The following is a 12,012-nucleotide window of genomic DNA, read 5'->3' as shown; positions in this document are numbered from 1 at the left end:
GAAAGTGAATATAATGACACACCGCGCGTTCCGCTCTCTCCTTACCACGATGCTTGGCAGTGCTGCCTTGTTCGGCCTTGCCTCTTTAGGGGGCTGTGTGCGGCCTGCCGCACCCTATCTTGCCCAAGGGCAGCTCCTCAGTCAGGCAGGCTTTGTCGCACACCCCGCTAATACAACAGCCCGCTATGGGCTGATGAATAGCCTCCCCGATGGCAGCATCACCTACCGTATGGCCCCTGATGGCCAACGAATCTACCTGTATGCAGACCCTCTAGCCTGTGGTTGTGTCTATATGGGGGATGAACAAGCTTATGGGGCTCTTCAGGCCCATATCAAACAAACAATGAGCCACAAAAAGCACGCTCATCTCACTCCCTCACAGGAGCTTATCACTGCCATGACGGCAGAAAATCACCGCGATACAACACCGTGGGATTGGACCATCTGGAGCCCCGCTGCGGACCCTGATAGCAACCAACCCCGTCATATGATTGGTGATTACTGGTAAAGGGTAATCTATTAAACGCGGTTATTAAGGGAGATGGTCGCGCGGGATGTATCCGCCCCGGCCTCTCCTGTCCGCCCATAGCCATGGCGGCTTTCTTCCATTGCACTCTCTATCAAAAACTGCATTACCGCCTCTTGCGTCACTACAGCCCGTTGGAGAAGGGTACGATTTTGGGCTGCAATATCCGCAAATCGACTCTGCACTTGCCGGAAGCTCGCCGGCAAATTCTCAGCCCCTACCCCCGCTCGCCGCGCTTGCTCTACCAGAGTGGACAATTTTTCGATCCGTGCGGTTTTCTCTGGCAGTAAAGCCGTTGCTTCTGTCACATTCTCCGCTTCCAGCAGGCGATTTTCCTTCACCATAATTTCCGTTGCCTCGGTAAAAGCACGAATGAGAGCCGTGAAAGAAAATGTCTCTTTTGCCGTAAGGTCGCGCCCTGAGAAATGCCCTGCAACTTTACGAAGGGCTTGACCAAGCCTTAGCCTCTTCATCCTTTACGCCCCTTCATACTATGCCCTACCTGGGGAGAATGAGCCGCTTTTTCCTGCATCTCTTTCATCCGACCATAGACTTGATGAGCAATCCCAACCCCACCACTTCGGGCAACTTCCTTGCCGAGCTCCAACACTTGCATAGAGCGAAATTGCTTCTCTGCATTACCACCACCAAAAGGTGCGGCAGAATTATCCACCGTATCGAACATCGGCTGTAACATCTCACCAAGAGCCATCGCCTCGAAATCCTGGGCGGTTTTACGCGTCTTATCCTCCATAGCGGATGAACCAGCCGGAGAGGGCTGCGCTTTAGCTGTATGAGCTGTAACAGCAAAGCGCGCCGCCATTGTTGATGAAACATCCATATAATGCGTCCCTTCTCCTTAGCGGACCTCAAGCTCGGCCTGCAAAGCTCCATCAGCCTTAATTGCCTGTAGGATGCTAATCATATCGCGCGGGCCAACACCAAGGGCATTAAGCCCCGTCACCAAATTGGATAAAGACGGCCCATCAGAGAGAATCCCCATCTTATGCTCACGGTCTGTTGTCGCGTTAATCTGTGTTCGTGGCACAACAGCTGTCTGCCCCCCACCAAAGGCATTGGGTTGGACAACCTCTGGCGTGTTCGTCACCTGCACGGTGAGGTTACCTTGTGCGATAGCAACAGTCGTGATGCGGACATTCTCACCAATCACAATCGTACCGGCAGCCTCATCGACAATCACTTTCGCCATTGTGTCAGGTGTGACGGTTAAATCCCCAATCTCATACAACGCTTCTGACACATTCCGCCCTGCGAGATTCACTGCAACGGTCCGTGGGTCATCCACTCTGGCCGTTCCGCGCCCCATATGGCGGTTAATGACATCCGCAATTCGCACCGCAGTCGTGTAGTTGGAGTTCTTCAACGCTAAATGGATAATACCACCCGCCCCTAAAAGAACGGGTACTTCACGCTCCACAACCGCACCATTAGCGATATGACCACTTGTTGGGACGTTACGCGTTGCCGTTGCACCGGGGCCTTGTGCGGTAAAGGCATTTGTCACCAAAGAGCCTTGCGCAACAGCATAAACCTCACCATCAGCCGCTTGTAGAGGCGTTACAATCAACGTCCCGCCTGTCAGGCTTTGGGCATCCCCCACGGCAGAGACTGTTACGTCAATCCGGCTACCACCATGAGCAAAGGGGGGCAATGTTGCCGTGACCATCACCGCAGCCGTGTTATGTGTCTGTAACTGGATGGCTTTGTCGCGGATATTCACGCCAAGGCGGTTGAGCATGCCAATCAACGTCTCACGCGTAAACAGCGTATTGGTCAGGCGGTCGCCCGTGCCATTAAGACCGGCAACAAGACCATACCCGACAAGTTGGTTGTCGCGTACGCCTTCATAATCCACAATATCCTTAATGCGTACAACAGAAGCATGCGCCGTACGGTCCCAACATGAACCGAACAACACACTCCCTATAGCAATCATCATAGCATAGCGACGGATAGGCCAGCGTCTCCATGTCCACTGGGACAGCCCCCCGCAACGGCTTTTCAAAAACATCAGGCATAGTCTCCTACACCCCTAATCTAACCTTGCAGAAAGAATATACAAGGAAAATATTGGATTATAAGCCTTAAAATGCCCTATAATTTTCTTTATATAAAGACATAAGAGAGGATCGTTTCATCCAGCGGGTGGTGAGAGACCATTCCGCCATTGTTTATGCGGCTGGCTATGATGTTTATTCCCTTACAGTTCCGTTATATCTGCGCCTTTCTGTTAGGGCTAAGTCCCTGCCCCAGCCTCATGGCACAAAGCATCTACCCTCCCATTGATCGCAGCCAATCCCGTTTATGCAGCGATGCTACAGCACAGGTCGAACGTGCATTACGTTTACCAGATGGGTTCCTCTCGGCCATCAGCCGTGTTGAAACAGGCCGCCCCGATAATAAGGGGGCACTCCTCCCCTGGCCATGGAGCATTAACGCAGCAGGGAGCGGGCATTTTTACGCCAGCCGGGAGGAAGCCATCGCCGCGGTGAAAGCCTTTCAACAACAAGGGATAACCTCTATTGATGTCGGGTGCATGCAGGTTAATCTCCTCCATCACCCTACGGCTTTCCCTTCCTTAGAGATTGCCTTCGACCCCTATAATAATGCCCGTTATGCGGGCATGTTCCTCCAAAGAATGCGCGATCAAACAGGCAGTTGGCCACGGGCTGTAGCAGCATATCACTCCCAGATTGCCAGCAATGGCACACCTTATCTTGAGCATGTCCTCCAGCAATGGGCCATCCCCCAAGGTGACCCCGCCCCCAATATCAGCCCCGCACCACATAGTATGCCACATATGGGACCAAAACCGCCCATAGCGCCTAAACCCGCTACCGCCCCGTATCGCCCTTTCATCATTCGCCAAGCTGGGGATATGCCTGTAGGAAGTGGCATTAATCATGCAGGGACCGGGGCAAATGCCTTCCTCGCCCAACGCCACGCCCATCCACCCCAGGCGATGGCACCTCAAACAACCGAGACGACAAACCCAGCACCTGCTAATAACCTAAACACACATCGCCCCTTCCGGCCTTTCCGAGGGCTTTTCCGCCCGACAATGCCGCCACCGCCCCATCAAAGGCTTAAAACCTCCCAAAATGGGCGCAATCTAGCCGCTTATCGGGCGATGGCTGTCCATAGCACGGCGGCTATGCCTTATATTCCCGCTTACTAAACTAACTATTTTCTCAACGCCCTAAACGGCCCAATACCTCCCCTAAAAGCTGAGTAAGGCTTCCAAAACCCTCTTGTAATTGGGCCACTTGCTGCGACAACTGCCCTAACAAAAAACGCTCTTGATGGCTGCTCTGCATTACATAAGCTTGCATCTCTTTAAAACGGCTTCCACCTCGTATGGCCTTGCGTATCGTCTCATTTTTATAAGCAAGAACATAATCATACGCGACCTCATATCGGCTCGCATCACTCGCGTTACCGACCTCTTGACGATGATGGTAAGAACATAAACTTTCTTGAATAATGCCAATTTCCCCTGCCAACATAATCCGTATAAACAGGTCATGGTCCTCAACGTAATTTAGCTCCGCATCTACTCCACCCGCTTCCGCCAAAGCGGTCCGACGGAAGAGGAAAGCTATCGGCATCACAACAGAAAGATACGAAAGATACAAACTGTAATCCACAATAGAGCCGCACCTTTTACCATATTGGTCCGTCTTATTATCAACGACGATATGTTCACCCTCCACATGCTCATACACATCGTAATTGCTCGTTACCACACCAGCAAAAAACCGGGCTTGATCACGCTCTAAATACGCTACTGTCTCCTCTAAAAACGCTGGCTCTAACGTATCGTCATCATCATGAATAAGAATATAAGGCTCATCAGAAGCTGCAAAGGCTAAAGCCAAGGCTTTACCACGCCCCACAGAATAAGGCAGATCCACACAAGAGAGCCGCTCCCCCCACCATGAGCCCTGCGCTGCAACGCAATCGCGCACTGCCGCAGGGTCTCCTCCATCATTGATGAGATGAATACGGAAATCCTGAAAACTCTGCCTCTGCAACCCCTCTAAGGCACGCTGTAAAAATAACGGGCGGTTTTTTGTCCTAACGACAACAGCCACTTTATAAGCAGACATCGCTCATCCCTCCGCAACACGTTGATGCAAAGCCATGCCCACCTCTTGTAGAACAGGAACAAAGGATAGTTCTTGAGCACGGAAAATACGCATTGTCGGGTACCATGGGGTCCGTTCCCCTTCATCACCCCAACGCCAACACGCATCCCAACGGCTCACAAGCCAGACCTCTCGTCCTAACGCCCCTGCCAGATGCAACGGTGCAGTATCGACAGAAATCACAAGGTCCAGAGCCTCCATCAACGCTACCGTATCAGCCATATCCTGCACTTCATCCATCACGTCATAAACAGGTTGAGGCGTCTCTACCCCCACAAGCTCACCACGGCGCGGACCATATTGTAAGCTGAAAAAATCTGCCTCAACGGTGCCAAAAGCCGCCATCATCTCTGCAAAGCTGCTCGACCGCCGCTTATCAGAAGCCACATCTTGCGCGCTCGTCCGCGCTTCGCCTGCCCATACTAAGCCTATACGCAAACGCCGCTGCGTAGCCTCTTGCCCCTGCGCACCCCTATATTGGGCAATAGCGTTCTCTACAATCTGTGCAAAATGTGCCCGCCGCTCTGGCGGTACAGCAAGATAAGGCTTAAAGGGTGGCAACTCCGCAGGAGATTTGAGGTCACATAGATAAGGTAGGTCAGGAATAGGGCAGGAGAAATCATACTCTTTGGCTCGTTCTGGCGTCTTTAAAATGTCCGAAACGAGGCACACCTCAACCATTGGGTAAGTCTCGGCCAACAAACGTGCCAAAGGAGGCAGGGAGGCTATGGTAATATGCCCCGCTTGACGGGCAATCTCTGGCAAAAACCGAATAAACTGAACCGTATCCCCCAAACCCTGCTCTTGATAAAAAAGAATACGCTTACCCGCTAAGGGTACATCCTTCGTTAAACGTGGTAAGTCTTTATAAAACCAGCATGAAAGGTTAGGAATACGCGGCACACGCCGCACATAACGGGCAAAGCCTTCCTCATATTCACCAGCCTTCAACAAAGCCATAGAATAGCCAAATGATACAGCCTCATCACGGGAGGCAAGATCAATCCCTTTTTGATAATATACCATGGCCTCGCGCGAACGGTTCAAACGCTCTAAGGCACAACCCATATTATTATAAAGCGCTGCGGAAGGCGTACCGTCCTTTAACCATGCTGCTAGGACACGTTCAGCCTGATCCGGCAGACCTGCCTCTAACAACCCCATTGAAATATGCTCCCCCGCAAATAAGCGATGTTCGGGGTGATGTTGAGCAATCTCCATAAAAAGACTTATGGATTCCTCACGCGCTCCTGCGGCCATCAAAGCCCCTGCAAGACATAATTTCAATTCCCCCCGCAATGATGCCACAGCCCCATCGCCTGGCGGCATAAGCAGCAACGCTTTACGGAAGATTGCCACAGCAACCTCATGCCGTGCTGTGTGATGTGTAAAAAATAGCCCCGCTGCTAACAATAAAGGCACATCGCTGCTCGCTTGTGCAGCCTGTAATGCAAGGCTAACCGCTTGCTCCTCTTGCCCGCAAGCACAAAGCTGTTGACAACATACGGTAAGAGCCTCTGGTGTTAAACCTTCCTTATTAGCTCCCTGCTGCATAGGCGATGCACCATCAGCCACATTGCTTTGTTCCACCATCGCCATAACATCCCTCCCTGCATGGTCTATGACACATCCAGCCTTATTAAACATGATTCCTAGACCATAATCATGCCATAATTGAACTTGCCGTGTAAGGCCTTAATGGCTATCCTATAACAAGAACAAGATTTAACTCAAAAAGGCCTTTAAAAGAGTTTTCTACCCCCTTCGGGGGATCGTTCATCGTCGTATAGTCAGCCAGGATGACAATGCCCACTTCCTCTCCTCCTTCCCAACCCTCGCAGACACTCGCTGCTGATACATCCGCTAAGAGTGCCTCTCAGAGTGGCGGAGTATCACGTGGTTTGGGCGGGCAATTAGCAACCTTACTGCGTAATCCCTTCATATTATTTAAAACAGGAGGGCCAGCTTCCTCCCTAACAGCACGCCTACCGGGGACGGATATTCTGCTCGCTTTAGGGGTGATTTTGCTCATCTCTATCCTCATCGTCCCCTTACCGACGATGATTCTCGACCTCGGCTTATCGCTCTCCATTACATCTTCTGTCCTCATCCTGATGGTGGCGTTGTTTTTAGAGCGACCTTTGGATTTTACATCCTTCCCCACCCTCTTGCTGCTCACCACCATGTTCCGCCTCTCCTTAGAGGTCGCAACGACACGGCTTATCCTTAGCCATGGCAATGAAGGGGCCTATGCCGCAGGCCATGTTGTGGCCTCCTTCGGCGGCTTCCTCATGGGTAATGATGTGGTGATTGGCGGGATTGTTTTCTGCATCCTGCTCGTTGTCAATTTTATGGTCATTACCAAAGGGTCGGGCCGTATTGCGGAAGTTTCTGCCCGCTTCTTCCTCGATGCCATGCCCGGTAAACAAATGGCCATTGATGCCGACTTAGCCTCCGGAGCTATTAATGAGCGCGTTGCGCGTGGCAAAAGAAAAGAGTTGGAAGAAGAGAGCTCCTTTTACGGGGCTATGGATGGCGCGGCCAAATTCGTCCGCAATGATGCGATTGCGGGGATTCTCATCACCGCCATCAATATTCTAGGAGGGCTGACCATTGGTGTGCTGCGTCATAATATGCCCATCAGCGAAGCAGCGCAGACCTTCACCACCCTCACGATTGGTGATGGGTTAGTCTCTCAAATCCCAGCTTTGCTTGTCTCCCTTGCTGCGGGTATTGTCGTCACCAAAGGCGGGACGGATGGCTCTGCCGATGTCACCTTGTTCCGTCAATTAGGCGGCAATGCAAAACCTCTGGCGATTGCAGCAACACTCTCCGCTGTTTTTGCGCTCATGCCGGGCCTGCCTGCCTTTCCCTTCCTCATGATTTCTATCGCGGCAGGGGTTGGGGCATGGGTCCGCTATAAAACGCCCAAACGTAATGAGGACGAGCCTGACCTGACCCAACCAGCAGCCCCCACCACACAACCCATTACCGAACTCCTCAAAATCGACCTTTTACGGTTGGAGATTGGCTTTGGCTTGCTCCCCCTTGCCAGCGGAGATGACGCCCAAATTACGCGACAAATCAAAGCATTACGGCGCAAAATGGCAACGGATATGGGGTTTATTACCCCTTCAGTCCGCATCCAAGATAATATCCAACTGCCAACGGATCGCTACGTCATTAAGCTAAAAGAGATTGATATTGCCTCGGGGGAAGTACGGCCTAATCACCTATTGGCGATCTGCCCTACCCATAAAGACGGCCAACCAACATTACCCGGTGAAAAAACCACCGAGCCATCTTTTCATCTCCCCGCGATATGGATTGACCCAAATTTAAAAAAACAAGCAACAGACCAAGGCTATACAGTTGTGGACCCGGTGACGGTCATCATCACCCATCTCACCGAATCCATAAGCCAAAATCTAGGCGATTTGCTCACCTATACCGCTACGCAAGCCTTGCTGGATGACCTCCCCGCAGAGGAGCAAAAACTGGTCAATGACCTCATCCCCTCGCAAGTCTCACTCAGCACTGTACAACGGGTCCTGCAATCCTTGTTGCAAGAGCGCATCTCCATCCGTGACTTGCCCACAATTTTGGAAAGCATTCAAGAAGGCCACGCTCTCGCTGCAAAAGGCATTAAGGCCCTCACAGCCCATGTCCGTATTCGCCTCTCCCGGCAAATCTGCAATAGCTATGTTGGGCCTTCAGGCTGCATCTCTATGATTACACTCTCCCCAGATTGGGAGAATAACATCCTCAATAACACTGTTGGCAAAGGCGATGACCGCACCTTAGCCATGCCACCTGCCATGCTAGACCGCTTTGTCACTGCTCTACGCCAAACCTTCGACCAAACGGCGACTTTGGGAGAGATGCCCGTCATCGTAACCACCTCTGCAACACGTGATTCTGTCCGAATGATTGTGGACCGTATCCGTCCCTCAGTGGCTGTTATGGCGCAAGCGGAAATCTACCCCCGTACCCGCATCCGTACTGTTGCAACAGTGAGCTAACCTTACTGATACCCTTATAGGCCATCCCCTCCTTTAACTGGATCACGCTCATGACTCGTTCTTCAACCGATCAGCACACCACACAGCCAGTAGAGACGGGCGATGTTGTTCTCCCCTCTAATGCGCTAAGTGTCCCAGAGATTCTCGCTTGGCATTCCATCCCCCAAGAGCTTATCACCGCGATGGCCGGTAGCAGCCTTGCTGAAGGGTTAGAGCGTGTCATTCATTTTGCCCCACTGCCTTTAAAACCTGGCATCCCAATGGCGTTGGGCGGGGCATCTGGCTCTGGCAAATCACTCACCCTTGCTAAATTAGCCGCACGCTATGCCCGCCAAGCGCGGCAATCAAAAGGTAAACTCCGCCAGCCTCTCGTTTTAGCCTGCGATAGCACCCCTGGTAGTTACATCAAGCTTGCTTCGATTCTACGTGGTTGTGACCTAGAGTTGGTCAAAGCCTATGGCGGCATGGACCCAGAGGAAATTGACGGCCAAGACCGCATCATTCTGGTAGATTTACCGGGGCTTTGTGTCTATTCCCCCACAGCCATGACGGAAATGCGTGAGGTGATAGACCGTACAAAAGCACGCCTCTCATTAGTCGTCCCAGCGGGGATGGACCCAGAAGAAAGCACTGATATTGCTGCGGCCTTCCATCATTGTGGGGCGGATTCACTCATTGCCAGCCGTATGGAGCAAGCCGGGCGTATTGGTAGCATCATTACCGCGGCGGCTTGTGGTTTATCTTTAACCTATGGGAGTTATTCTGGCTCTATCAATGAGGGCTTTACACAACTCACCCCGGCTATCCTTGCCCGTAGGCTGCTCGTCTTACCGGGGTGATATAAAAGGGGGGCGTTACCCCCCACCAAAACTACGGACCAAACCACCAGAGACCATCTGGAAGCCATCCACCAATACAAAGAAAATCAATTTAAACGGCAAAGAGATGGTCGGCGGGGGAAGCATCATCATCCCCAAGCTCATCAACACACTAGATGTCACAAGGTCTATCACCAAGAAGGGCAAATAGAGCAAAAAGCCCATCTCAAAACCACGGCTTAGCTCCCCTACCATAAAGGCTGGGACAATCACCCGCCAAGGCGGCCGCACTGTGGTGGTATGGGTACCACCTTTCCCCTCCACCGGCGTTGCCTCTGGCTTAACACCAGCGAGATGATAGAAAATAGCCACATCATTAGGCCGCGCGTTGCGGATCATAAAATCGCGGAACGGCTCTGCCGCCGCTTGCAAGCCTGCAATTTCATCAACGCGACCATCCATCAGCGGCTCTATCCCTTGCTCCCAAGAGCGTTCCAATGTGGGTTGCATCACAAAAAAGGAGAGAATGAGGGCCAGCGCAATCAGCACCATATTAGGCGGTGTCCCCTGCGCACCAATGGCACTACGTAAAAGCGACAGCGTAATAATAATCCGCGTAAAAGCCGTCATCATCACAAGCAAACTCGGTGCGAGGGAGAGAAACCCCACAATCGCCGTAAGCTGGACAAGGCGGCTTGTCGTCCCCGCCTCGCCAATGCCGCCGCCTTTACCCATATCGAAAGTAATGGATTGTGCAAAAGCTGGATGCGCTGCCACACATAACAACACGCCACCTATCACCACGCCACACAAAGCCATGATGCCACATATCACGCTCCGTTTTATCGGCTTATGCTTCTTGGCAGCCTTCATCATGGCAAAGCGACCTTTATCACTCTGGCTCATACGCTTATGCCTCTCATCCCTTGCCATTATGTTCTCTCTGATGGGCTCTCTTTAAGGGGAACTACGTCTTTTAAAGGCTGGGTTGGGCCATCGCCTAACCAGCCAATACAGAGGTCTGTTGGGCCACCTGTAAGAATCACCGCTGTGGCCTGCTGCCCTTCCGGGCCTTTTACAGCGACAGAAAAAAGCGTCCGTTTTGCTCCCAAAGGTACGGCATCTTGTACTTTTAAGGCACGCTCCGGGGCCGCCTCAGTTACCTGCAATAAGCGAGGCATACGGTGGCGCATACGGCGTAAGAACCATGGCGTTATGAAGATAAGCCCCACAACAAGCACCAATGCCAATATGGGATTCATGTGAAACCCCATAACAGCCTGCATCATCGCCCCAGAACCATGCCCCCCACTAACTGATGCTTGTGCCATAGCAGGACGCAACCTTACACACTGGCTGATGACGACATAATCTCCGTCATCGTCACAGCAATATTATCATCCTCAATGATGGTGATCTCCCCACGGGCAATCAGCCGATCATTGGCGTAAATATCAATCGAGGCCCCCAATTTACGATTCAATGGCACAACAGCCCCTCGACCAAGGCGCACCAAGTCCCGCACGGGCATTTTAACATCACCCACCACGGCTGTAATTTTGACGGGAACATCAAGAATCGCCTCACGATCACGGGCTTGTCCTTGCTCGCTATCGTGCAATTTCCCAAGCCGTTCTGCCCCCTCTTCTGACACTTCAGAAGAAAAATCAGAAAGGTCAACGCCACCAGAAGCCTGGCTCTCATCCGGCTGGGGTGTGGTCGCTGGGTTGGTCTCTGTCTCATCTGCCATGCTTATTCTCCTTCTTTTTGTACTATGTGCGGCTCTACATCCTGCACTGCTTCTTGCTCACCTGTAGGGGCTAGCCTAATTAAAGCCTCCACCGCTTCTGCGACACGATGCCGCACGGCCTCTGCCCATTGGGTTTCATCCAAAGTAATGCGCGATTGAGCAGCAGAAATTGTAAGGCTGCCAGCTTGCCGTCCCGGCTCTGCCGTGATCGCAACATCCTTCACCCCAGCCAAAGCCGTACGAAGAGCAGATTCATCAGCCGTCGCGCATGCAAGCTCAATCGCCCCCTCACATTGAGCAACCAACATAGCGGCATCCTCCGCAAGCTGATGGCGCAAGCCTGTTTGAGCAAGATCACCAGCAAAAATCTGCTCAACAACGTGGCAAACCCCTGCAACAAACTGCTCCGAAAGCCGCATCATCCTATCATTGCGACGGGCTTCCTCCTCCTCCATAAACGCCAGAACCTGCTGAACAGACTCCGCCATCTGGCTCCCCAAGGCTTGTTCTGCATCCCCTTCACCTTGCTTATAACCCTGCTGATAGGCTTCAGCTTTAAGGCGTTCCAACTCCTCGGGATGAAGAGTTATGCTCGGGTCTGGCTCTGGCTCCTCTTCATCGAGCAACTCACCCACAACATCTTTTGCATGGTGGGAGAAGTCCTCTAAACTCTCGCTAAAGCTCCACCGCTCTGGCGTAGCAGCCTGTTTTAATGCCTCCTTCATCG

Annotated in this window: 13 protein-coding genes; 4 read left to right on the top strand and 9 right to left on the bottom strand. The window is 52.2% G+C overall.

The window, feature by feature from the left end; translation table 11 throughout:
- The first annotated feature begins 13 nt into the window (after positions 1-13).
- Complete coding sequence (locus NQF64_RS06805; RefSeq protein ID WP_099026913.1) at positions 14-508, top strand: hypothetical protein; 495 nt, start codon at positions 14-16, stop codon at positions 506-508.
- 11 nt (positions 509-519) lie between these two features.
- Here NQF64_RS06805 and NQF64_RS06800 read toward each other — a convergent pair whose 3' ends face one another.
- From NQF64_RS06800 to NQF64_RS06790, 3 genes are read right to left on the bottom strand one after another with little or no spacing between them, the layout of a single operon-like run.
- Complete coding sequence (locus tag NQF64_RS06800; RefSeq protein WP_266106898.1) at positions 520-999, bottom strand: hypothetical protein; 480 nt, start codon at positions 997-999, stop codon at positions 520-522.
- Entirely contained in the window at positions 996-1,367 is a 372-nt protein-coding gene (locus NQF64_RS06795) for a rod-binding protein (RefSeq protein ID WP_099026915.1), read from the bottom strand. Before NQF64_RS06795 ends, NQF64_RS06800 begins: the two co-directional genes overlap by 4 nt.
- Positions 1,368-1,385: 18 nt before the next feature.
- A complete protein-coding gene (locus NQF64_RS06790; RefSeq protein ID WP_099026916.1) occupies positions 1,386-2,486 on the bottom strand; it encodes a flagellar basal body P-ring protein FlgI in 1,101 nt (366 codons plus the stop codon).
- Positions 2,487-2,804: 318 nt separating this feature from the next.
- Here NQF64_RS06790 and NQF64_RS06785 point away from each other — a divergent pair, with 318 nt between their 5' ends.
- A complete protein-coding gene (locus NQF64_RS06785) occupies positions 2,805-3,725 on the top strand; it encodes a lysozyme family protein (RefSeq protein ID WP_266106897.1) in 921 nt (306 codons plus the stop codon).
- A 13-nt stretch (positions 3,726-3,738) separates the two neighbouring features.
- On the opposite strand, the gene NQF64_RS06780 is transcribed toward NQF64_RS06785, so the two are convergent.
- Both NQF64_RS06780 and NQF64_RS06775 read right to left on the bottom strand, forming a co-directional pair.
- The gene (locus NQF64_RS06780) at positions 3,739-4,656 is read right to left on the bottom strand and encodes a glycosyltransferase family 2 protein (RefSeq protein ID WP_266106896.1); all 918 of its coding nucleotides are present in this window, start codon (positions 4,654-4,656) and stop codon (positions 3,739-3,741) included.
- Positions 4,657-4,659: 3 nt separating this feature from the next.
- A complete protein-coding gene (locus NQF64_RS06775; protein WP_143813648.1) occupies positions 4,660-6,342 on the bottom strand; it encodes a tetratricopeptide repeat protein in 1,683 nt (560 codons plus the stop codon).
- A 152-nt stretch (positions 6,343-6,494) separates the two neighbouring features.
- Between NQF64_RS06775 and flhA the strand changes: the two genes are divergently transcribed.
- Together flhA and NQF64_RS06765 are read left to right on the top strand one after the other, a co-directional pair.
- On the top strand, positions 6,495-8,717 hold the full coding sequence (gene flhA, locus NQF64_RS06770) for a flagellar biosynthesis protein FlhA (RefSeq protein WP_266106895.1): 2,223 nt from the start codon (positions 6,495-6,497) through the stop codon (positions 8,715-8,717).
- A 50-nt stretch (positions 8,718-8,767) separates the two neighbouring features.
- Positions 8,768-9,556, top strand: coding sequence for a hypothetical protein (locus NQF64_RS06765; RefSeq protein ID WP_099026920.1), 789 nt, complete (start codon positions 8,768-8,770; stop codon positions 9,554-9,556).
- A 15-nt stretch (positions 9,557-9,571) separates the two neighbouring features.
- Here the strand turns inward: NQF64_RS06765 and fliP are convergent, their stop codons facing one another.
- From fliP to NQF64_RS06745, 4 genes are all read right to left on the bottom strand, one after another.
- Positions 9,572-10,354 carry a flagellar type III secretion system pore protein FliP gene (gene fliP, locus NQF64_RS06760; RefSeq protein WP_266107011.1) on the bottom strand — a complete coding sequence of 261 codons (783 nt, stop codon included), beginning with the start codon at positions 10,352-10,354 and terminating at the stop codon, positions 9,572-9,574.
- 113 nt (positions 10,355-10,467) lie between these two features.
- Positions 10,468-10,866: a hypothetical protein gene (locus NQF64_RS06755; protein WP_099026921.1), complete on the bottom strand. Its 399-nt coding sequence runs from the start codon at positions 10,864-10,866 to the stop codon at positions 10,468-10,470.
- A gap of 14 nt (positions 10,867-10,880) precedes the next feature.
- A complete protein-coding gene (gene fliN / locus NQF64_RS06750; RefSeq protein WP_266106894.1) occupies positions 10,881-11,285 on the bottom strand; it encodes a flagellar motor switch protein FliN in 405 nt (134 codons plus the stop codon).
- Between the two features lie 2 nt (positions 11,286-11,287).
- Entirely contained in the window at positions 11,288-12,010 is a 723-nt protein-coding gene (locus tag NQF64_RS06745) for a FliH/SctL family protein (RefSeq protein ID WP_099026923.1), read from the bottom strand.
- Positions 12,011-12,012 lie beyond the last annotated feature (2 nt).

Source organism: Bombella saccharophila (assembly GCF_026385475.1).
Classification (GTDB): Bacteria; Pseudomonadota; Alphaproteobacteria; order Acetobacterales; family Acetobacteraceae; genus Bombella; species Bombella saccharophila.
This window is presented reverse-complemented; position numbering and strand designations above follow the sequence as displayed.

Bases quoted from the DNA above. Each gene is read 5' to 3' on its own strand.
- NQF64_RS06805 (WP_099026913.1), top strand. From the start codon at position 14: ATGACACACCGCGCGTTCCGCTCTCTCCTTACCACGATGCTTGGCAGT.
- NQF64_RS06800 (WP_266106898.1), bottom strand. From the start codon at position 999: ATGAAGAGGCTAAGGCTTGGTCAAGCCCTTCGTAAAGTTGCAGGGCAT.
- NQF64_RS06795 (WP_099026915.1), bottom strand. From the start codon at position 1,367: ATGGATGTTTCATCAACAATGGCGGCGCGCTTTGCTGTTACAGCTCAT.
- NQF64_RS06790 (WP_099026916.1), bottom strand. From the start codon at position 2,486: ATGATGATTGCTATAGGGAGTGTGTTGTTCGGTTCATGTTGGGACCGT.
- NQF64_RS06785 (WP_266106897.1), top strand. From the start codon at position 2,805: ATGGCACAAAGCATCTACCCTCCCATTGATCGCAGCCAATCCCGTTTA.
- NQF64_RS06780 (WP_266106896.1), bottom strand. From the start codon at position 4,656: ATGTCTGCTTATAAAGTGGCTGTTGTCGTTAGGACAAAAAACCGCCCG.
- NQF64_RS06775 (WP_143813648.1), bottom strand. From the start codon at position 6,342: ATGTTTAATAAGGCTGGATGTGTCATAGACCATGCAGGGAGGGATGTT.
- flhA (WP_266106895.1), top strand. From the start codon at position 6,495: ATGACAATGCCCACTTCCTCTCCTCCTTCCCAACCCTCGCAGACACTC.
- NQF64_RS06765 (WP_099026920.1), top strand. From the start codon at position 8,768: ATGACTCGTTCTTCAACCGATCAGCACACCACACAGCCAGTAGAGACG.
- fliP (WP_266107011.1), bottom strand. From the start codon at position 10,354: ATGGCTTTGTGTGGCGTGGTGATAGGTGGCGTGTTGTTATGTGTGGCA.
- NQF64_RS06755 (WP_099026921.1), bottom strand. From the start codon at position 10,866: ATGGCACAAGCATCAGTTAGTGGGGGGCATGGTTCTGGGGCGATGATG.
- fliN (WP_266106894.1), bottom strand. From the start codon at position 11,285: ATGGCAGATGAGACAGAGACCAACCCAGCGACCACACCCCAGCCGGAT.
- NQF64_RS06745 (WP_099026923.1), bottom strand. From the start codon at position 12,010: ATGAAGGAGGCATTAAAACAGGCTGCTACGCCAGAGCGGTGGAGCTTT.